The sequence below is a fragment of the Serratia sp. TSO36 genome (assembly GCF_057808395.1).
The window spans coordinates 1-20,509 of record NZ_JBJZOU010000006.1; the positions used below are offsets into that span (position 1 = coordinate 1).

The window sequence follows — 20,509 nt, forward strand, 5'->3', positions numbered from 1 at the left end:
TTCCAGCATGTACTTGATGTCATCGCAGACTGGCCGGTCAACAGGGTCAGCGAACTACTACCATGGCGTGTCACCCTGTTGGCCGAATGACACGCATTCGTCAATACGGTTCCCGCTGTACGCTTACAACAGGAAGGGATCACGCGGGCGTTAACGCCGGGCGAAGTCAATCTGGCGCGTTCAGTGTTTGGCAGCACCATTTTCTATCAGACCGTCTTAGTCCACTGCGACAGCTACCTGCCGTTTGGGTTGCAGAATCAGTACACGGCGATGAGCCCGAATGGGGAGTTGTATTTTCGTAGGGCTTTATATAAAAAGGATTATGCGAGCCAGGATCCTGAAGCTCGGCATCTTTTTATTCATGAGATGGCACACGTTTGGCAGTACCAGAAGGGTATGTGGGTACGTACCCGTGGGCTTCTCAGCTGGGCAGTAAGCTATCAATATCGACTTGATAAACCCTCGCTGCACCGCTACAGCATGGAACAGCAAGCATCGATAATTGCGGACTATTTCATTCTCAAGAGATATGGGGTGAATGCCTTCTTCCGCTTGCCAAACAGGAAACTCATCGGGATAGTGGACAGAAGGACATTGTCACAATTTCACCCCATCATCAGAAGCGCAGGGCTGCCATTATGAGAAAATATGTATTCCTTCTTCTTCCCCTTTTTATCTCGGGTTGCCCAACGGGTGACAGGTTTAACCTCTATCAAGTACAAAGTAAGATCGTAGACGGTAAAGTCTGCGTCTTTTTTAATGAGTGGGATATCGTAAAAAAAGAATCCATACTGAATATTGCCATCTGGAAACAAGGAGGCGATGACTACGTATATGAAAAATCATATGCTTACAGCCCGATAACGTTGGAGGCCAACAAGTGTGTTCCAGGTATCGGTGAATTTAGTTTTATCGCTGGTGAAGGATACACCGTATTGGTAAGAACACCGCTGAACTCTTATCGGACCAGTTTTGTTGTGATGAAGAAAGGTGAAAGTATTATGTTGAAGCCCGATTAGAGCTTAATGAAATTTATTAACTAATTATTGCATGAGAGTAATTTATTAATTATATAGAAATTCAACCTGTAACTGGAAGCGCAGGGCTGACACTATGAAAAAATCCCACTTAATATTTATTTCTCTCTTATCTCTGGTTGCCCAATGCGTTATAGGTCTAGTCTTTATCAAGGGAAAATTAATATTTCAGAAGAGAAATGGGTTCTTTAATGAAAAATAACCCCCCTATATTCACATACGCGACATAGGAGAATTATTTTCTATAAAGTTAATCTATATGAAATCGGCCTCTTTCACCTCCAACTTCACCATCAGCTTCTTGTTCACCTCTTTCCCATCCACCCCGCTATGAATCCGCCGATGGCAAGTTGGGCAGATGGCGCCAACCCACTGCGGGTGATCGGGGCCTTCATCGGCGAGGCGTTTTGTGTGATGGGGTTCAAGGTAGGGATCGCCGTTCCTTTTCTTGAACGGTGCTGGCTGATCGCAGGCTTCGCAGATGCCATTGGCGCGCTTGAGCACGTATTTTTTTACGTCTTCGCTGCGTTTGAACCAGGATTTTTTGCTGTCGCTCTGTTGGCGCTGGCCTGATTGCTGTGAGGACTGCAGTGCCTTCTTGCGTAGCTGCTCGAGCGTCTCTGTCTGCGTATCGGCTTCATCGGTTTCTGCTTCTTCTTCGACCGCATGCAGTGACGAGACTTTGAACAGGTTAAAGGTAATGCCTTGGCGCATGTTATTTTCGAAGTCTAAGCACTGAATGTGATCCCAAGAATCGCACTCAAACATGCCAAGATAGCGAACGCCTTTTTCTTTCTTGTTGTCTTCGAACAGGAAGATGTCTTTGCCGTCTTTTTTATGGTCGCGGATGGATTTATTACCCCGAATAAATTCCATAGGGCCTTTTTGGCCTTCTCCCGTATAAGAGAAGCTGCCTTCAGCTGTCCATCCATCTTTGTAGCCGTAGGTTTCGCCACTTTCTCCGGTGAAGATAAAGATCACCGGGAATTCCCGTGGGGTCCAGATACCGCCTTGCAACTGCCCGCCGTAGAGCTCGATAAGCGCTTTGCGTGTGTATAGTTTGCCTTCGGTTAAATAATCAAAAGGATGCGGTGTTTCGACGGTCTCAAAACCGAGATCTTTGAGAAATTGGATGGCTTTTTCTGTTCCATTATCGGCGTTGATTCCCTTAAATGGATAGCCATGTTGCTCACTGTATGCTCTAGCGGCAATGCCTCGGATGTCGTACTTCTCGCCATTATAAATAAGGGTGAATTTTTTAAATCGCTTTATTTTATGTTGTTTTAAGAATTCATCTCGGCCAATTTTTTTATATTCTTCGATGGCTTTTAAAACGAATTCTTTTGAAGATAACGCCTCTATTGCAGTTGCCAAAACCACGTCCTCACATTACCGAGCAGACTCTGAGCAATGTGCTTGCTGACGAGAGCAGTATGCATCAATACCCAGCAGTTAACTCATCGATTTACCGAATGCGTTAACTATGCCAGGTAGGGGAGGAAATGCCTACCTTGATGAATGCTTTTGTTGTGATACGTCAGTCAGATCTATTGGAAAAACGTGGGTGGGAAGGGCGATGAGCATCGCCCTAATTGCCATTTACGTTAGCCGCAGGCTTCCATCTCCCGCAACGCCCGCCCATACAGGTTACACAACGCAGGAATCAGATGTGCCGTAGCGTTGAGGTAGTGATTCATTTGTTCCCAGCCTTCGGTATCCAACTGCGGGCGTTTTTGCAGTAAATGGCCGAACAGCATCAGGCCGTGGCACAGACCTTCCGCCTGTTCGGCAGAGAGTGCGGCCAGGTCTAAGAGCTCTGAGGGATTGAAAGTGCTGAGATCGAGGTGGTTAAACAGTTGGCGATAGAGGGTGAGGGTGCTTGCAACGGATTCTGTAGTGGGAACCTTTGTCATGGGTGCATCTCCGTATGTCATTAGCGAATGACTATCACCAGAGACGCTAAACTCGGGTGGTAGCTCAGACGGGGTTAGCGTCACCGGGACATACGAACCGGCGCTTCTTGCGAAGCCCCCGCCTGAGCCACCATTATTTGGAGTGAACTAAAGCTGCTGCATTATTACATAATACAGCGGTAGTATGTCAGATTCGGAACGCTAACTCCGGCTGCGGATTTTGCCGCAGCGGAAAAACTATAACGTTATCAGTAAAAGGAAAAAATAATCTGTATAGAATTACAGTTTATTTGCTTTCAGCATTGGAATGCAGCTCGCAGTTATTTATGGTGCTCTTTTATATTTGTAATGTCGCCTATATATGGCGAATATAATTCATATCATTCCATTCCCTAAATGAATGTTATGTTCGGTAATCCTCTATTCGCGCTACGAAGTGTTAACCGTTCCAGTATTTATCCTTTCTAGAGCTTATGTTAATCATACGGCTTTGCTCATTCACGGATGAACGAACATGGCGAATGAAGATGAGTTGCGTATTGCCCTGTCGCCGGTGCAGCTTGCGGCGGTACTGTCTGATGAAAGCGTCACTGAAGGTGAAACGTTCAGTAACCGTCTGCTTGGCGGTTTGGGGCTTGCCGGCGGTGTCGTTGAGCTGATGGGGGCGGCGGTGTTGTGCTATGCGCCGGATCCGACGTTTATCACCAAAGTTGGGTGTGTGGTGGTGGGAACGCATAGCCTGGACAGCATCAAGGCCGCTTCCAATCAGATGATTACCGGGCATCCAACAACTACCGATACTTATCAGTCTGCCGTTGTGTTGGCGCAAACACTGGGGGCCGATCGGGAAACGGCCTATAACGTCGGTTTAACGGTCGATATTGCCGTGCCTTTTGTCTTTGCCGGAGCGGTTGGTGCTGCCAGAGTCGCATCCGTGCGCATGGGCCGGGTTAAGCTGATTGAGCATGAGTCCGTTAGCGGTAAATATCCGGGCGGGCACACATTGGCTCGGCATATAAACATCGCTCCGGAAGCGCTTATTGCCAGGCTAGCCAGGCGCCCGAAACTGATCGCGGCAAGTACCTTCAGATCGGTAAAGGAGGCCGAAAAGTATGTATCTGTCACGGTAAAGGCGAACCGTGCAGATATTGTGAATTGGATGAAGTACGCGTCTCCCGGCAGCCGTTTGAGCGTGTATCACAATTTCACAGAATCAGTGGGTTATGGCGTGTTACGCGGCAGCACTGACGTCTATCAATGTCATCGGGTTGGCGTCGTGATTGAATTTACCCGCTATAATGGTAAACCTTACTTTATCCTTAGCGCCTTCCCTGCGAGATAAGCCGATGAAAACCAGCGAACTTGATGACCTGATAGTCATTTATTTTGGCCAAGATTATGACCTGATAAATGCAGAGGGCGATATTACTGCGCTGATCGCAGAGTACATTCGTCTGGCGACTCATCAGCAGCGCGAGGCTTTGGTCAATGAGATCGATGAGCTACTGGCGCAGGATAATGTGGAGTCATTATTCAACCAACGTTTCGGCTTTACCTTCAGCCCTGAGCTATGGGGAACCACGGTTCCCGCATTCCTGCAACAGGCCAGAAGCGCTGCAGTGAAAGCGCTTTGGGCACCATCGTGATTCGCAATCACTTTAGCGAGCTCAGTAGCTTATTCAGTATTTACTTCGGTCAGGATTATGATCTGTTTACTGATGCCGAAACGGCCGAGGGGGTGATTGACGGCTTCCTTGAGCAAAACGGTAGCCAGGTCATCCGCGATATCCTCGAGGAAGCCAAAAAATTTCAGGCCACCTATGCGGGGCGTATAAACGAGGGCATGGCGGAGCATTTTTCAGATGAATTTATGCCGGAGAGCTGGGGCACTACAGCGGTAGGGGTCTTTGCCATATTGCAACGAAAAGCAGAGCAAAAGCTGGAGCAGCTTAAACGAATTTAAGCCCCCCAACCCCTCCGCCCCAACCTACCCCAAATCCCCCCCATTGCTGGCGATCACTTTCTTATACCACCAGAACGATTTCTTGCGGGTGCGGGCGAGGGTGCCGTTGCCCTGGTCGTCGCGGTCGACGTAGACAAAGCCGTAGCGCTTGCTCATTTCGCCGGTTGAGGCGGCCACCAGGTCGATGCAGCCCCAGGTGGTGTAACCCAGCACCGGCACGCCGTCGGCGATGGCGTCGGCCATGGCGCGGATGTGTTCGCGCAGGTAGCTGATACGGTAGTCGTCCTCAATCTCGCCTGCGGCGTTGAACTCGTCGTGCGCGCCCAGGCCGTTTTCCACCAGGAACAGCGGCTTTTGGTAGCGGTCGTACATCATGTTCATGGTGATGCGCAGCCCCAGCGGATCGATGCCCCAGCCCCAGTCGCTGCGCGGCACGTGCGGGTTTGCCAGTGATTTCACCACGTTGGCGGCGCTGCTGTTGTTGTCGTTCATGTCGGCGGAGGCGCAGCGCGAGGCGTAGTAGCTGAAGGAGACGAAGTCGACGGTGTGCTTCAGGATGTCGGCGTCTTCCGGTTCCATAGTGATGCTGACGCCTTTCTCGCGGAAGACACGGGCGGCGTAGGAGGGATAAGCGCCGCGCGCCTGCACGTCGATAAAGAACAGGTTCTCGCGGTCTTTCTCCAGCGCGGCCCACACGTCTTCCGGCTTGCTGGACCACGGGTAGAAGTTGCCGCCGGCCAGCATGCAGCCCACCTGGTTGGCGGGGTTCACTTCGTGGGCGATGCGCGTCGCCAGCGCGCTGGCCACCAGTTCGTGGTGCGCGGCCTGGTATTTCACCTGTTCGGGGTTTTCGTCCGCTTCAAACACCAGCCCGGCGCCGGAGAATGGGCTGTGCAGCAGGATGTTGATCTCGTTGAAGGTCAGCCAGTATTTCACCAGCCCGTCGAAGGCTTCGAAGCAGGTGCGGGCGTAGCGGGTGAAGAACTCCACCATCTTGCGGTTGCGCCAGGAGCCGTATTCGGTCACCAGGTGCATCGGCACGTCGAAATGGCACAGTGTGACCAGCGGCTCGATGCCGTATTGGCGGCACTCTTCGAACAGGCTGCGGTAGAAGGCGATGCCTTCGGCGTTAGGCGTCAACTCGTCGCCGTTGGGGTAAATCCGGCTCCAGGCGATGGAGGTGCGGAACACGGTAAAGCCCATCTCCGCCATCAGCGCGATGTCGTCGCGGTAGCGGTGGTAGAAATCGATGGCGTCGTGGCTGGGGTAAAACTCATCGTCGCGCAAGCTAAAGCGCTTCTCCAGCCCGAGTTTGACCGCCATGCGGTGCGGGCCGTGCGGGATCATATCGACAGTGGTCAGCCCTTTGCCGCCCTCGCGATAGCCGCCTTCCGCCTGGTTGGCGGCTAAAGCGCCGCCCCATAAAAATCCTTTAGGGAATGTTGAATCGGACATGCAATCCTCTGGTGTCTCAATGCGTTGCGCTGGCGGCGTTCGCCGCCGGTGCGGTTTGGCCGGGCGCGGCGGCGTTTTCCGGCAGATCCTCGAAGCCCAGCATTAGCGTGAGCACGAACGACAGCACCACCGAGAGCGCCATCACCGCCACCACCCACACGATGCTCATCGGGTTGGCCGGATCGAAGAACTGCACGCTGGTGAACAGCCCGGGCGAGGCCATCGAATGGCTGGCCAGCCCGCCGATGCCGGCGACCGCGCCGCAGACGAAGCCGCTGATCAGGCTGGCGACCAGCGGCCGCTTCAGGCGCACCGCCACGCCGTACAGCGCCGGTTCGGAAATCCCCGCCACGATGGCGGAGGCGGCGGCGGCCAGCGCGGTCTGGCGCAGCTCGCGGTTCTTGGTTTTCAGCGCCACCGCCAGCGAAGCGCCGCCCAGCGACAGGTTGGCGCCGATCTCCGAAGGCATCACCATGCCTTCTTTGCCGGTCTCGGCGATGGTCTGGATGATGGTCGGGGTAAACACCCGGTGCATGCCGGTGATCACCAGCAGCGGCCAAATCGCCCCCATGATGGCCACGGAGAGCCAGCCCAAATAGCCGTGCACGGTGTAGACCAGCGCAGAGATGCCGCTGCCGATCCAGATGCCGAGCGGCCCGATAAGCAGAATGGCGATCGGCGCGGCGATCAGCACGATCAGCATCGGTTTGAGGAAGTTCTTGGTCACCGCCGGGGTGATGCGATCCACCCCGCGTTCGATGTGCGACAGGATCCAGGTCATCACCAGCGCCGGGATCACCGTGTAGGTGTATTTCACCGCCGTCACCGGGATGAAGGCGAATTCCACCGCCTGGCCCTGTGCCGCCTTGGCCATCAGATCGATAAAGTTGGGATGCACCAACACCCCGGCGATGGCGATCGCCAACGACATGTTGGTTTTGAACTTCAGCGCCGCCGAAGCGGCGACCATCACAGGCAGGAAGAAGAACGCGCCGTCGCCGATCACGTTGAGGATGACGAGGGTCGAGGAGCCTTTTTCGAATACCCCGGCCATGTCCAGGATCATCGCCAGCAGCTTCACCATCGAGCCGCCGATGATGGCGGGGATCAGGGGCGACATGGTGCCCACCAGCGCGTCGAGAATGCCGGCGCCGATGCCCTTCAGGGTGAGTTGGCGTTTCACCGGGGCGGCGGGGGCCGCCGCGCCCGGCATGCTGAGCGCCAGCACCGCCTGATAGGCCTTGGCCACCTCGTTGCCGATGATCACCTGGCACTGCTCGCTGCTGTGCACCACGCCCAGCACGCCGTCGATAGCCTTCAGCGCCGGGGTGTCGATCCGCGTTTTGTCTTTCACCACGAATCTCAGGCGGGTCATGCAGTGGGTCACGGCCTCGATATTGCCCGCGCCGCCCAGGGCGGCCACGATGGCGTGCGAGATCTCTGCGTAGTTCTTCGGCATGGCGTGTCGTCTCTCAGATAGCAATTCGGATAGCCCAAAGGCGCATGTTTACTGCCTGGGCGATCCGTCGTTCCATCCGTATGAAACGCCCATAAGAAACCGGTTTCACAAAATCATGTATTGGTGTTTTGTTGTTGGCAAGAACTATGATTTTTGGCGTTTCGTTTTCGTGATCTGGATCGTTAGGGGTAAGCGCATACCGATGTGCAGGGGCGTGAAAACGTTCCAAACGCCGGGCGTCTTGGGTAGACTGCGCTGAACCCATGGATTTTGGCGGCGCACAGATGGCAACGATACTCGAGGTGGCGAAAAAGGCCGGCGTTTCAAAGGCGACGGTGTCGCGCGTGTTGTCCGGCAGTGGCTATGTCAGCGAGGAGAAACGCGCGTTGGTGGATAAAGCCATCGCAGAAACCGGCTATCGGCCCAACCTGCTGGCGCGCAGCCTGGCGACCAACACCACCCAAACCCTCGGCCTGGTGGTCACCAACACCCTCTACAGCGGCAACTATTTCAGCGAACTGATGGCGCAGTCGGCGCGCATCATGGAGGCGAACGGCCGCCAACTGATCCTGGCGGACGGCAAGCACACCGCCGAAGAGGAGCGGGCCGCCATTCAGTTTTTGCTGGATCTGCGCTGCGACGGGGTGATCATCTATCCGCGTTTTCTGTCGATCGCGGAAATGGACGAGATCGTCTCCCAACACCGCCAGCCGATTCTGGTGATCAACCGGCGGCTGCGGCTGAACGACAGCTACTGCATCTTCAGCGATCAGCACGCCGCCAGCGCGGCGGCGGTGGCGCACCTGATCGCGCGCGGGCATCGCGACATCGCCTTTATCACCGGCTCGCTCGATTCTCCCACCGGGCTGGAGCGGCTTTCCGGCTACAAGTCCGCGCTGGCTCAGCAGGGCATCGCGGTTAACGAGGCGTTGATCGTCGAGGGGAAATGGCACGCGCAAAGCGGCGTGGCGGCGGTCGATGCGCTGCTGGCCGGCGGGCAGCCATTCAGCGCCATCGTCGCTGGCAACGACGAGATGGCCATCGGCGCGATGAAGCGGTTGGCGGAGCGCGGCGTGGCGGTACCGGAGGCGGTATCGGTCATCGGCTTCGACGACATCCCGCTGGCACCCTATACCGTGCCGTCGCTGTCGAGCATGAAGATGCCGGTCACCGAGATGATCCAGGAGACCATCAACCGCCTGCTGTCGATGCTGGACGGCGGCGAGCTGAGCAAGCGCCCCAGCTTCCCGGCCTGCCTGATCGAGCGCGAGTCGGTGGCGGCGGGGCCGTATTGGGTAGGTAACTGATCCATCCGCGCCTCAATAGACAAACCCGACGGCCGGCCTTATATTGCTAATGAGAATCACTATCAAAAACCTCGTCGACGGTCGGCGTCATCATTCACAGGCAGGGCGAACATGTCTACGTCCCCCCAGCGGTTACTGCAGGAATATCATCAGCAAGCGCAGGACTATGCGCTGTCGGACATGCTGCGTGCGCGGCGCGGCGTGTTGGCCGCCGATGTCGACATCGAGCTGGATGAACCCCACCGCGCGGGGCTGAAGATCGTGGTGATCCGCCGCGGGCGTCTGCGCTGTGAAAGCGGAACGGGGCCGCAGGTGGAGCTGAACGGCCCTTCGCTGTTGCTGGCCGCCGGGCGGGACGACTTCGTGTTGAACAACCTGTTCCAGGCCGGCGAACCGCTCGATTATACCCTGCTGCAGTTCTCCGCCGCCTGGCTGGAGCAGAACGATGTCCGCCTGCCGCCCGGCCTCGATGGGCGGCGGCATGCGCAGTTGGTGCCGCTGGCGGCGCCGACAGCGCTGATCGGCCAGGCCCGGCAACTGTTCGCCTGCCCGCTGCACGAGTCGCAGCGCGGGCTGTGGTTCAGCGCCAGGGCCAACGAGCTGGCGGCGCATTGCCTGCATCAATGCTGGAACCGCAGCGCTGCCGCGCCGTCTGTTGGCGTGCACCTGGCCGCGCGCGATGTGGCGCGCCTGCAGCTGGCGCGCGAAATCCTGTTGGCGGAGATGGAGCAGCCGCCGAGCCTGGATCAACTGGCTCAGCGCGCCGGGTTGAACACCCGCAAACTCACGCAAGGGTTCCGCCAGCTGTTTGGCGCCAGCGTATTCGGCCTGCTGCAGGAGCACCGGCTGCAAACCGCTTGGCGCTTGCTGAGCGAGCAGGATCTGCACGTTTCCACCGTCGCCTGGCAGGTGGGTTATACGCCGGCGCACTTCTCCGTCGCCTTCCGCAAGCGTTTCGGCGTCATGCCCTGCGACGTCAAAAAGCGTTAGCCACGCAATCGAAAGAAAAAGTCTCGTCGGCGAAAGCCTTTACGGATGAGGACGTCCGCCGCTTTTGGCTACAGTAAGCGCCTTTGCCGTGGAGGATCTCATGCTGAGTGACCTGCGGGCGCTGACGCGTCCTTTCCGCATCATGCTGTATTCCGCGCTGGCGCTGCAGGCGCTGGCCGGCGTCAGTTCGCTGTTTCCATGGCTGGCGATAGCCCGGCTGGTGGACGCCGATCCGGCGGCCTATCCCTTCTGGCTTGGCGTCGCCGCCGGTGGCCTGGCGCTGTGGCTGTTCGCCCAAACGCTGGCGCTGCACCTCACTCATCTGCTCGACGCGCGTTTGTGTCATCGGCTGCGCAGCCAATTGGCCGCCAAGCTGGTGCGTCTGCCGCTGAACTGGTTTGTGCGGCAGGGCGAGAGCGGCGCCGCCCGGGCGCTGTCGCAGGACATTCAGGCGCTGCATCAGCTGGTGGCCCATGCGCCGGCGGAGTTGGTGCAGCTGGCCGTGGTACCCGGCTGCGCGCTGGCGCTGCTGGCGGCGGTGCAGTGGCCGCTGCTGCTGTTCGCGCTGATACCTTTGCTGGCGGCCGCGCTGCTGTTTCGCGTCATCCGTTCGCCGCGCCTGCGGCCGGCGTTTGAACAACGCGATCGGGCGTTTCGGCAGTTGAACGACGATTATCGGCAGCTGGCGGCGCATCCGCTGTTGGCGCGCCAGTTTCCCGGTGCGGGCATCGAAGCGCGTGCGCGGCAGAGCCTGCGGGGCTTTCTCGCCGCCTTTCACCGTTGGCTGCGGCGTATCGGCGCGCTCGGCGCCGTGACCCAATTACTGCTCAGCGCCGCGCTGTCGGCCGGTTGGCTGTTGCTCGGCGCCCGCTGGCTGGTGCCCAATCTCACGCTGGCGGAGCTGGCGCTGTTCGTGTTGCTGTTGCGCAGCGTGGCGCAACCGGTGATGGCGATGGGGCACGGCGGCGATGCATTGCGTGCGGCGACGCTGGCCGCCGGCCGCATTCGGGCGCTGCTGGCGCATCCCGAAATACGCTGGGGAGGGCGCTCGACGATCGCTTCGGCGCCGCAGGGGGCGGCGCTGCAGCTGAGCGATCTCGGTTGCCGGCAGGACGAACGCTGGTTGCTGCAGGGCGTCAATCTGGCCGTCGAACCGGGGGAATGGCTGGCGATTGTCGGGGCGTCGGGCAGCGGTAAAAGCACGCTGCTGCGGTTGATCGCCCGTTATAGCGAGCCGGATAGCGGAACGGTATCGCTCGACGGCGTGCTCGCCGACGCGTTCTCGGCGCAGGCATTCAATCAGATGGTGGCCGTGGTGCCGCAGGAGAATACGCCGCCGGCGATGTCGCTGCGCGACAACCTGACGCTGTTCGTCGACGGGGCCGACGATGCGCAGCTGCGGCGCGTGCTGGCCGCGCTGGGGCTGGCGGCGCGTTTGCAGGATAGGTTGGACGATACGCCTTCGCTTTCCGGCGGGGAGGCGCAGTGTCTCGCCATCGCCCGGGCGTTGCTGGCGCGGCGGCCGCTGCTGTTGGCCGACGAACCGACTTCGGCGCAGGATCGGCAAAATCGCGAACGCATTCTGACGGCGCTGGCGCAGCTGCCCGCCACCCGGCTGGTGGCAACGCACGACGCGGAACTGTGCCGCCGCGCCGATCGGGTGGCGGTGCTGGCGGAGGGGCGGTTGCTGGCGGTCGGCACGCCCGCCGAGCTGGCGGATCATCCGGCATTGTTGGCGGCGTTGGCCGAGCGCCAGGAGGCGGACGATGAAGTTTGAGTTGGTGAAAGCGTTGGCCCCGGCGCTGTTGCTGATGGCGCTGGCCGCCGCGTTGGATGGCGTCTGCGCCTTGCTGCTGGCGGCAGCGGTGGCGAACTGGCAGCAAAATCCCGGCCATTGGCTAGGGCTGCTGGCGCTGGCTACGCCTCTCTTGCTGGCGGTGCAGTATGCGGCGGCCTCCCGCGGTTTCTTCGCCGGCGGCGCGGTGATGAGCGCGTTGCTGCGGGCGCTGTTCCGCCGTCTGCCGCGCGCGCTGTCGCCGCAGGAGCAGGCACCGGGTCTGTTGGCCGGGGCCATCGGTCAGACGATGTCGGCACCCGCGCACCTGCTGGCGCCGTTGGTTGGCGCGGTCGTCACGCCGCTGGCGCTGATCGCCGGGCTGGCCTGCCTGAGCCCGGGAGTGGCGCTGATGCTGCTGGCGGCCTGCGTGCTGTTGATGCTGGTGTTGCGCGGTTCGGCGGCCCGGCTGCACCGGCGAGAGCGAGAGCTTGGGGAGGCCAATCAGAGTATTGAAGGGGCGCTGATGCAGTTTGCCCGTCATCAGGCATTGCTGCGCTTCGGCTACGGGCAGGCGGCCGCCGTCGAGGCGTTGACGCAACGGTTGGATGACCATCATCGGGCGCACGCCGCGCTGCTGCGCCAAAGCTTGCCATATCACCTGTTGTTCAGCGCCGGGCTGCAGCTGACGCTGTTGGCGGCATTGTGGTTCGGTGCCCATGAGGTGCTGGCGCAGCGCCTGAACGTCGCCCAATGGCTGGCGCTGATGATTGTCCTGGCCCGCTTGTTGGAGCCGTTGCTTCAGCTTTCTCACCTCGATCAGGCGCTGCGTCAGTTGAAGAGCGCGTGGGCGCAACTGCGGCAGGCGCTGGCGTCGCCCGCGTTGCCGCTGCCGGAACGGGACGGCGCGGCGCCGCAGGACGACGGCATCGCGCTTGAGGCGCTGAGCCTGGCGGCGGCGCACGGCGGCTGGCGGCTGCGGGAAATAGGCGGAGCCTGTGCCGCCGGAGAGATGTTGGCGATCGTCGGCCCTTCGGGCGCCGGCAAAAGCAGCCTGCTGAGCCTGATGGCGCGCACGCAGGATCCGACGGCGGGGCGGGTGTTCTACGGCGGCCGTGACGTGCGCGCGCTGTCGGCGCGGCAATTGGCGGGCGGTCGCGGCGTGATGTGGCAAGACAATCGCCTGCTGCGCGGCAGCGTGCGCTGGAATCTGACCCAGGGGCGAACGGATATCGGCGATGAGCGTCTGCTGGCGCTGTTGGCGGCGCTGGATCTGCCGCCCGACGTGCTGGAAGAAGAGGTCGGCAGCGACGGCGATCGTTTCTCCGGCGGGCAGAAGCAACGGCTGTGCCTGGCGCGCACGCTGCTGCAGGGGGCGCCACGATTGTTGTTGGACGAACCGGGCGCCAGTCTGGATCTGCGCAACGCCGAGCGCGTGGCGGCCCTGCTGGCCGGCTGGCCCGGCACGCGGGTCGTCGTCACCCACGATCCCGCGTTGGCCTGTCGGGCGGATCGAGTGTGGGTGCTGGAAGGCGGGCGGCTGACGGCGGCGGGCAGCCCGGATGCGCTGCGCGAGGCGGGGGGCTGGTTCGCCCGTTTCTGCCAGGCGAAAATGACCGGCGATCGATAGAGAAACTCCGGCAATCGAAAAAGTCGCGGCGGCCGTTTTGTTAGATTGATAACGATTATCATTTAACAATAACAATCAGGGAAAAACATGCGACTCATTCACCTCTCACCAGTGGCGGCCGCGATGCGCCGCGGCGCGTTGCTGTGCGCGCTGTGCGGCACCGGGGCGCTGGCGCAGGATGCGCCGGCCAAAACGGACGTAAAAGAAGATACCCTCACCGTGACCGCCGGCGCGGCGGCGCGGGATGACTATGTGGCTCCCGGCGTCACCACGCTGGGGAAAATCCCGCTGAAACCGCGTGAAGTGGCCCAGTCGGTCAGCGTGATCGATCGCCAGCAGATGGAGCAGCAGAATCTCACATCGCTGGATGCGGTGATGACGCGCGCCACCGGCGTCACCAGCGCCCCCTTCGTGTTGCTGACCACCGCGTGGTATGCGCGCGGCTTCAAGATCGATTCGTTCGAACTGGACGGCGTGCCGACGCTGCTGGGCAATACCGCCAGCTCGCCGCAGGACATGGCGGTGTATGAGCGGGTGGAGATCCTGCGCGGCTCCAACGGCCTGCTGCACGGGCTCGGCAACCCGGCGGCCACGGTCAACATGGTGCGCAAGCACGGACTGGCGCAAAACCGCGCGCAGTTTACCGCCAGCGCCGGGAGCTGGAATCAGTATCGCGGCGAAGCGGACGTGGGCGGCCCGCTGAACGCGTCGGGCAGCGTGCGCGGCCGTGCGGTGATGGCATGGGAAGATCGCGATTATTTCTATCGCGTCTCGGATCAGAAAACCCGTTTGCTGTATGCCACCGTCGACGCCGATCTGACGCCGGATACCCTGCTGCGTGTCGGCGCGCAGTACCAAACCATCGATTCCGTCACCAATATGGCCGGGGTGCCGATGGGGAAAGACGGCAGCGATCTGCACCTGCCGCGCAGCACCTATCTGGACGTGGACTGGGATCGCTTCAAATGGGACACCACGCGGCTGTTCGCTGCGGTGGAGCATCGGCTGAACGACGACTGGCAGGCCAAGCTGAGCGGCGACTATCTGCACGCCAAGTCTCGCCTGCTGTATGCCGGCGCCTGGGGCAACGTCGATCCGGCCACCGGCGACGGCGCGGCGCTGATGGGCGGCGCCTATCGTTTTCGCAATCAGCAGCTGGGGCTGGACGCCAGCCTGAACGGCAAGATCGACGCCTGGGGGTTGCGGCACGAGCTGGTCGTCGGCGCCAGCTACACCCATGCCGAAGAAGAACAGTTCACCGCACGGTTTGATTCTGTGTTTCAGGTGCCGGTGAACGTCTACCGCTGGGATCCGCACGGCGTGCCGAAGCCAGCGATCGGCGCTTACAGCTCGCCGGGGTCGACCAAAACCGTTCAGCGCGGGGTGTACGGCATGGGCCGCATTAAACTGGCGGAGCCGCTGACGCTGGTGGCCGGCGCGCGCGAAAGCTGGTGGCAACTGCGTTCGCCCAGCGACACTCTGGAAGAGAACGCGCGTCTGACCCCCTACGGCGGCCTGATCTGGGATTTCGCCAAAGACTGGTCGTGGTATGCCAGCTACGCCACGGTGTTTCAGCCGCAGAGCGGCAAAACCTGGAGCGGGCAGATGCTTAAGCCGGTGGAGGGCCGCACGCTGGAAAGCGGGGTGAAGGCGTCGCTGATGAATGGCGCGCTCAACCTCTCGGCCGCGGCGTTCCGCATCGATCTGGAGAACAACCCGCAGGTGGATCCCGATCACCCGGGCGGCGGTTTCGATACCTGGTATATCAGCGGCGGCAAGGCTCGCAGTGAAGGCTTCGAGCTGGAAGGGCGCGGATACCTCACGCCATGGTGGGACGTCACGCTCGGCTACACCTATACCGACACGCGCTACACCCGCGACGCCGGCAACCAGGGGCGCGCCTACAACAGCCTGACGCCGCGTCATATGCTGCGGCTGTGGAGCGATTACGACCTGCCGTGGGATCAGCGCAAGTGGAGCATCGGCGGCGGCATCCAGGCGCAGAGCGCGTTCAGCAGCGCCAATGGCGCGACGACGCTGCGCCAGGGCGGCTATGCGCTGGTCAACGCACGGCTGGGGTATCGCATCGACGAGACCTGGTCGGCGGCGCTCAACGTCAACAATCTGTTCGATCGCCGCTACTACGCCGGGCTTTTCTCGCCGCAGTGGAACAACCGTTACGGTGAACCGCGCAACCTGATGTTCACCGTCAAGGCCGAGTTTTGATGAATATGCGCGTATGGGCGGCGTGCCTCGGCAGCGCCATGGGGGGCGTTACCCTGGCGCTGCTGTTGGCGCGCGGCTATCCCTCGGCCGACCCGCTCGATCGGCTTTACGGCGCGCTGTTTCTGGCGTTGTTCGGCGGCATCGCGTTGCTGACGTATAGCCTGCTGGCGCCGGACTGGCGTCGCACGCTGCTGCGCGCCTGGTTGTGGTGGCCGCTGCCGCTGGCGCTGCTGGAGGCGTGGCGATGAACGCCGTCGCGCGACGGGCTTTGGCGGCGCTGCATCGGGGCTGCGGCGCGTTGTTCGGCTGCGCGCTGTTCGTGGTCCTGTTCACCGGCTGCTGGAGCCTGGCCGGCGACAGCTTCACGCTGTGGTGGAACGGCGTGACGATGAGCGGCGAGCAACGGCCGTTGGCGCAGCTGCTGGACGACGCGAAAGCCTACGGTGAAGACGGCGCGGCGCCTTACGTCATGCTGCCGAGCGCGCGTTATCCGGTGATTCGCTTTTGCCGCGCCCCGGACGACTGCGCCCTCGCGTTGAGCGCCGTCAGCGGGCGGCTGGTCAGCCTGACGGCGCCGACCACGCTGTTGGTGACGCTGCACAAGAACCTGTTTCTCGGCTTTCCCGGTCGGGTGTTTCTCAGTTTGTTCGGCATCGCGTTCGCTTTGCTGCTGATCAGCGGGATTGCGCTGCATGGTCGACGGCTGCGCCAGCTGTTGCAGCTGCGGCGGCGTCAGGGGCTGCGGGTGCTGCTGTTCGATCTGCACAATCTGTTGGGGCTTTGGTGCTATCCGTGGCTGGTGATGTTCGCTTTGACCGGCGCGTTATCCGGCCTCGGCGCGCTCGGTACTGTGCTGCTGGCCGACCGCGTCAGCCCCGGTGCGCCGCAGCGGGTGATGGCGCAGCTGATGGGCGGTGCGCAACCTGCACCGCCCTTGCCTGACGCCGGGCGTACTCTTGCGCAGACGATGGCGGCGCTGCGGCGCCAGGCACCGGAATTTACGCCGCAAACCCTGCAGCGCGCGCCGGATGGTGCATTGCTGGCGGTGGGCGGCGTCACTCGCGGTATTCCCAGCAGCGCGCTGTTCGAGCAATTTCGTTTCGGCAGCGGCGAGCAGCCGGCGCTGATGCGGCGCAGCGCCGCTCATCAGGGGCCATGGACGCGCGCGTTCATCGCCGTTCAGCCGCTGCACTATGGCCAATACGCCTGGTTGCCGCGGGCGGCGGCGGCGGTGAGCGCGCTGCATTTTTTGGCCGGGTTCGGCGCGGCGACGCTGGCGCTGAGCGGGCTGGGATTGTGGTGCCTACGGCAGCCGCAGCGCCGTGCCGCGCGCTTTATCACCGGCGTCTGCTGTGGTCTGACGGTGGCGGGAAGTCTGCTGTTGGCCGCCCGGCCGCTGGCGGCGTTCCCTGCCGCCTGGCTGTTTTGGGGAATGTGGGGCGCGGTGGCGCTGTTGGCGTGGCGAGTTTGGCCGGGGTGGTTATTGTTCCTCAGCGGAATGGCCAGCGGTACGGCGCTGCTGGTGGCGGCGCTCGGCCATATACTCAGCGCCGGCCCCGGCCTGTACTGGCTGGACAGCGCTTTACTGTTAGTCAGCGCGGCTCTGTTCGCCGCCGGCTCCTTGTTATGGCAATCGCGCGGCGCCTGGCCGCGCCAATTGGAGTAAAACATGCGACAACTATTGCAACATCGGCATCTGGTGCTGACCCTGGGGCTGCTCTATTTTAGTCAGGGCATCCCGATCGGCATCGCCATGGATGCGTTGCCGACCCTGCTGCGTCATGACGGCGCCAGCCTGCAGGCGCTGGCGTTTTTGCCGCTGGTGGGGTTGCCCTGGGTGGTGAAGTTTCTTTGGGCGCCGCTGGTGGATAATCACTGGTCGCCACGCTTCGGACGCCGCCGCAGTTGGATTATTCCGCTGCAGTGCGTGGTGACGCTGTGCCTGATCCTGCTCAGCGCGGTCGGCATTTCCGCGGCGGCGGCAGGGCTGTGCGTCGCGCTGCTGGCCGTCGCGTCGCTGGCCAGCGCTACGCAGGATATCGCCACTGATGGCATGGCGGCGGAACACGTCAGCGGTGAGTTGCTGTCGCGCGTCAATGCCATTCAAATCGCCGGGGTGATGAGCGGCTTCTTCGTCGGCGGGGCGGGCATGATGATGCTGAGTGCCCGGGTAGGCGTGCAGGGTGCGCTGCTGGCGATGGCGATCTTCCCTGCCGTCAGCCTGCTGGCGATTGGCCGCTTCCGACAACACGCCGATCTGCCGCCCGAACGCGCCGATTCGCGTCCGGCCAGCCTGCTGCGCACGCTGCGCCGTCGCGGCGCGGCGCGGTTGCTGACGCTCACGCTGCTGTCGGCGGTGACCGCGGTATCCGGCTTCGGGTTGGCCAAGCTGTTTTTAACCGATCACGGTTGGACGCCGGCGCAGGTCGGCCAGATCGGCATGGCCGGCGGCATGGTGACGCTGGTGCTCGGGTGCGGTGGCGGCGCCTGGCTGGTGAGCCGGCTCGGGGTGTGGAAGGCGTTCGCGGTTGGCCTGGGTTGTGCGCTGTGCGCCTCGCTGTGCTGGCTGGCGATGGCCAACTGGGATCTGCAATCCGGCGGCGTGATCGCCGCGGTGATGGGAGGCGCGCTGGCTTCCGGAGTGACCTCGGTCGCTATCATGACTGCCGGCATGCAGTTCGCTGCGCAGGGCGATCAGGCGGGCACAGACATGACCATGGTGCAAAGCTCGCGCGATATCGGGGAAATGGTCAGCAATATGCTGATGGTGGGGATGACCGCCAGCCTGGGCTACCGTTTTTCCTTCGCGTTGGCGGCCGCGCTGGCCGTGCTGCTGCTGGGCATCAATCTGGCCAGCAACCGGCACCCTGCGGCGGTGCGGCGGCAAGAAGAGTAGAGGAGATAGTTGGGGCCGGTTAAACCAGCTATCGATGTTTAACCGCGGCGAGCTGAGCAAGCGCCCCAGCTTCCCGGCCAGCCTGATCGAGCGCGAGTCGGTGGCGGCGGGGCCGTATTGGGGAAAGACATAATCGCGTACCCGTCTTTTTCAGGCGCTACAACGCTTGAACCCGCCTCTTCGACAAAGCAAAAATCCCCAGCGCGCTGCCCAACGCCAGGGCGCTGGCAAGTGCCGTGGATAGCGCGAACTCGCGCGTGTAGGGCAACAGCAGGCCAGCCGCAGAGATGCTGCCCAGCAGCAGGCTAAAGAACAGCGCTTTTTTACGATAGGGCGCCTTTAGGTTGAGATAGGCAGCGACGGCGCAGACGATAAGTGTTCCGCCGACGACGACCAACAGCGGCAGGATGATGAACGCCCCGGCGAGGAGATTGGACAGCCCAACGTCCTCCACGCCGGCGTAAGAGACAATAAGAAACATGATGCCGATGGCTAACACCGTGCTCAGTTTGATGACGATATAAGTGCTCGCGCACAGGTTAAGCGCCTTTAATGCTACTAGCATCACGTTGTTTGCCATCGTTCATCCTTGAGTTTGCCGGATAGGGGCCATATTGGCCTGGGGAATGGTTTATCTTACCCCAGCCCCCCAATCCGCTCCCGAATCTCCTCCTCCGGCAGATCCACGCCGATAAACACCAGCGTGCTCTTGCGTTCTTCCTCCGGCAGCCACTCCCGATCCCAGTCGGCGTTATACAGGCGCTGTACGCCCTGGAACAGCAGGCGGCGCGGCTCGTCTTCGATAGACAGAATGCCTTTGTAGCGCAGCAGGTTGTCGGCGTATTCCAGCAGCAGGCCTTCCATCACGTCGGAGATTTGCATCAGCGGCAGCGGCCGTTCCAGCGTCACCACAATTGAGCGGATGTCGCTCTGCGGCTGCGGGATGCGGCGGAACAGCGGGGCGGGCGGCGTCAGGTTGAGCTTGTCGTTCAGCGTAAAGCCTTCGATGTCGAACAGCACGCTCAGATCGATATCGCCGTGCGTCACCTTGTAGACCGGCGCGCGGGCGTTCATCCGCTGCAGCCGCTGGATCAGCGCTTCGCAGTCCGGCGCCACGTCGGTTTTGGTCAGCAGGAGGCGGTCGGCGTAGCCCACCTGCGCCTGGGCGATGCTGAACTGGCTCAGCTGCTGCTCGGCGTGCGCCGCGTCCACCAGGGTGATGATGCCGTCCAGCAGGAAGCGCTCGCACAGGATCTCGTGCGAGAAAAAGGTCTGGGTAATCGGGCCGGGATCGGCCATGCCAGTGCATTCGATGATCAGCCGGTCGAACGCCAGCTGGCCGCTGTCGGCGCCGTCCAGCAGATCCAGCAGCGCGTCCGCCAGTTCGTTGGATTTGCTGCAGCAGATGCAGCCGTTGCTCAACGTGGTGATGCGGCTGGCGCGATCGCCGATCAGCGCGTCGTCGATCGGCACTTCGCCGAACTCGTTCTCGATGACCGCGATTTTATAGCCGTGTTCGGCGTTCAGGATGTGGCGCAGCAGGGTGGTTTTGCCGGCGCCCAAAAAGCCGGTCAGGATGGTGACTGCAATGGGTTTCATACGGGTCCTTGTGACTGCGGGTTAACAGCAGCGCATGCCGCCTTTGCCGTCGCCGCCGTAGCGCGCTTGCTGGCGCTCGCGGAAAAATTCTTTATAGGTCATCACCGGCTTGTCCGGGTGGTTGTCTTTCATGTGCTGGACGTAAGTATCGTAGTCAGGCACGCCCACCAACATGCGCGCCGCCTGCCCGAGGTACTTCCCCGCCTGGCCGAGATTTCCGAACATAAGCCTTCTCCAACTTTACCCTGCATCACTACAGC

The 20,509-nt window shown here is 61.2% G+C and carries 21 protein-coding genes; 14 read left to right on the forward strand and 7 right to left on the reverse strand.

Annotated features, from left to right (window positions below):
• The 3 genes from ACK3CV_RS03020 to ACK3CV_RS03030 form a co-directional block, all read left to right on the forward strand.
• Positions 1 to 90 (forward strand): hypothetical protein (locus tag ACK3CV_RS03020; RefSeq protein WP_489009804.1); only part of this gene is annotated, 90 nt, incomplete at its 5' end.
• Positions 91 to 183: 93 nt separating this feature from the next.
• Positions 184 to 642 (forward strand): type IV secretion protein Rhs, encoded by a 459-nt coding sequence (locus ACK3CV_RS03025; RefSeq protein WP_489009802.1) that lies wholly within the window; start codon positions 184 to 186, stop codon positions 640 to 642.
• Positions 639 to 1,019: a putative T6SS immunity periplasmic lipoprotein gene (locus ACK3CV_RS03030; RefSeq protein ID WP_164038550.1), complete on the forward strand. Its 381-nt coding sequence runs from the start codon at positions 639 to 641 to the stop codon at positions 1,017 to 1,019. The genes ACK3CV_RS03025 and ACK3CV_RS03030 overlap by 4 nt, the downstream gene beginning before the upstream one ends.
• A 273-nt stretch (positions 1,020 to 1,292) precedes the next feature.
• On the opposite strand, the gene ACK3CV_RS03035 is transcribed toward ACK3CV_RS03030, so the two are convergent.
• Both ACK3CV_RS03035 and ACK3CV_RS03040 read right to left on the reverse strand, forming a co-directional pair.
• Positions 1,293 to 2,411: an HNH endonuclease gene (locus ACK3CV_RS03035; RefSeq protein ID WP_164038547.1), complete on the reverse strand. Its 1,119-nt coding sequence runs from the start codon at positions 2,409 to 2,411 to the stop codon at positions 1,293 to 1,295.
• A 230-nt stretch (positions 2,412 to 2,641) separates the two neighbouring features.
• Complete coding sequence (locus tag ACK3CV_RS03040; RefSeq protein ID WP_164142068.1) at positions 2,642 to 2,950, reverse strand: hypothetical protein; 309 nt, start codon at positions 2,948 to 2,950, stop codon at positions 2,642 to 2,644.
• Positions 2,951 to 3,464: 514 nt separating this feature from the next.
• Here ACK3CV_RS03040 and ACK3CV_RS03045 point away from each other — a divergent pair.
• The 3 genes from ACK3CV_RS03045 to ACK3CV_RS03055 are packed head-to-tail and all read left to right on the forward strand — an operon-like array spanning position 3,465 to position 4,913.
• Positions 3,465 to 4,292: an RNase A-like domain-containing protein gene (locus ACK3CV_RS03045; RefSeq protein ID WP_060422639.1), complete on the forward strand. Its 828-nt coding sequence runs from the start codon at positions 3,465 to 3,467 to the stop codon at positions 4,290 to 4,292.
• Positions 4,293 to 4,296: 4 nt separating this feature from the next.
• A complete protein-coding gene (locus ACK3CV_RS03050) occupies positions 4,297 to 4,596 on the forward strand; it encodes a contact-dependent growth inhibition system immunity protein (RefSeq protein ID WP_072265033.1) in 300 nt (99 codons plus the stop codon).
• A complete protein-coding gene (locus tag ACK3CV_RS03055; protein ID WP_060422634.1) occupies positions 4,581 to 4,913 on the forward strand; it encodes a contact-dependent growth inhibition system immunity protein in 333 nt (110 codons plus the stop codon). Before ACK3CV_RS03050 ends, ACK3CV_RS03055 begins: the two co-directional genes overlap by 16 nt.
• A 24-nt stretch (positions 4,914 to 4,937) precedes the next feature.
• On the opposite strand, the gene ACK3CV_RS03060 is transcribed toward ACK3CV_RS03055, so the two are convergent.
• Together ACK3CV_RS03060 and ascF are read right to left on the reverse strand one after the other, a co-directional pair.
• Positions 4,938 to 6,368, reverse strand: a complete 1,431-nt coding sequence (locus ACK3CV_RS03060) for a 6-phospho-beta-glucosidase (protein WP_164099024.1) — start codon at positions 6,366 to 6,368, stop codon at positions 4,938 to 4,940.
• 16 nt (positions 6,369 to 6,384) lie between these two features.
• Positions 6,385 to 7,827, reverse strand: a complete 1,443-nt coding sequence (gene ascF, locus ACK3CV_RS03065) for a PTS cellobiose/arbutin/salicin transporter subunit IIBC (protein WP_164038540.1) — start codon at positions 7,825 to 7,827, stop codon at positions 6,385 to 6,387.
• Between the two features lie 284 nt (positions 7,828 to 8,111).
• Between ascF and ACK3CV_RS03070 the strand changes: the two genes are divergently transcribed.
• The 8 genes from ACK3CV_RS03070 to ACK3CV_RS03105 all read left to right on the forward strand — a co-directional run bounded on the left by ACK3CV_RS03070 (position 8,112) and on the right by ACK3CV_RS03105 (position 18,650).
• On the forward strand, positions 8,112 to 9,134 hold the full coding sequence (locus ACK3CV_RS03070) for a LacI family DNA-binding transcriptional regulator (protein ID WP_164038538.1): 1,023 nt from the start codon (positions 8,112 to 8,114) through the stop codon (positions 9,132 to 9,134).
• Positions 9,135 to 9,245: 111 nt separating this feature from the next.
• Positions 9,246 to 10,124 (forward strand): helix-turn-helix transcriptional regulator, encoded by an 879-nt coding sequence (locus ACK3CV_RS03075; RefSeq protein ID WP_033652802.1) that lies wholly within the window; start codon positions 9,246 to 9,248, stop codon positions 10,122 to 10,124.
• 100 nt (positions 10,125 to 10,224) lie between these two features.
• Positions 10,225 to 11,901 (forward strand): ATP-binding cassette domain-containing protein, encoded by a 1,677-nt coding sequence (locus ACK3CV_RS03080; protein ID WP_164038533.1) that lies wholly within the window; start codon positions 10,225 to 10,227, stop codon positions 11,899 to 11,901.
• On the forward strand, positions 11,891 to 13,528 hold the full coding sequence (locus tag ACK3CV_RS03085) for an ATP-binding cassette domain-containing protein (protein WP_164038531.1): 1,638 nt from the start codon (positions 11,891 to 11,893) through the stop codon (positions 13,526 to 13,528). Before ACK3CV_RS03080 ends, ACK3CV_RS03085 begins: the two co-directional genes overlap by 11 nt.
• A gap of 87 nt (positions 13,529 to 13,615) precedes the next feature.
• Positions 13,616 to 15,754 (forward strand): TonB-dependent siderophore receptor, encoded by a 2,139-nt coding sequence (locus ACK3CV_RS03090; protein WP_193553163.1) that lies wholly within the window; start codon positions 13,616 to 13,618, stop codon positions 15,752 to 15,754.
• The gene (locus ACK3CV_RS03095; protein ID WP_033652804.1) at positions 15,754 to 16,002 is read left to right on the forward strand and encodes a hypothetical protein; all 249 of its coding nucleotides are present in this window, start codon (positions 15,754 to 15,756) and stop codon (positions 16,000 to 16,002) included. Before ACK3CV_RS03090 ends, ACK3CV_RS03095 begins: the two co-directional genes overlap by 1 nt.
• The gene (locus tag ACK3CV_RS03100; protein WP_051917588.1) at positions 15,999 to 17,420 is read left to right on the forward strand and encodes a PepSY-associated TM helix domain-containing protein; all 1,422 of its coding nucleotides are present in this window, start codon (positions 15,999 to 16,001) and stop codon (positions 17,418 to 17,420) included. The genes ACK3CV_RS03095 and ACK3CV_RS03100 overlap by 4 nt, the downstream gene beginning before the upstream one ends.
• A gap of 3 nt (positions 17,421 to 17,423) precedes the next feature.
• Positions 17,424 to 18,650, forward strand: a complete 1,227-nt coding sequence (locus tag ACK3CV_RS03105; protein ID WP_164038528.1) for a RhtX/FptX family siderophore transporter — start codon at positions 17,424 to 17,426, stop codon at positions 18,648 to 18,650.
• Positions 18,651 to 18,807: 157 nt separating this feature from the next.
• On the opposite strand, the gene ACK3CV_RS03110 is transcribed toward ACK3CV_RS03105, so the two are convergent.
• From ACK3CV_RS03110 to ACK3CV_RS03120, 3 genes are read right to left on the reverse strand one after another with little or no spacing between them, the layout of a single operon-like run.
• On the reverse strand, positions 18,808 to 19,230 hold the full coding sequence (locus ACK3CV_RS03110; protein WP_164038525.1) for a hypothetical protein: 423 nt from the start codon (positions 19,228 to 19,230) through the stop codon (positions 18,808 to 18,810).
• Between the two features lie 56 nt (positions 19,231 to 19,286).
• Positions 19,287 to 20,249 (reverse strand): GTPase, encoded by a 963-nt coding sequence (gene yjiA, locus ACK3CV_RS03115; protein WP_164038522.1) that lies wholly within the window; start codon positions 20,247 to 20,249, stop codon positions 19,287 to 19,289.
• Positions 20,250 to 20,270: 21 nt separating this feature from the next.
• Positions 20,271 to 20,474, reverse strand: coding sequence for a YbdD/YjiX family protein (locus ACK3CV_RS03120; protein WP_004953088.1), 204 nt, complete (start codon positions 20,472 to 20,474; stop codon positions 20,271 to 20,273).
• Positions 20,475 to 20,509: the final 35 nt, after the last annotated feature.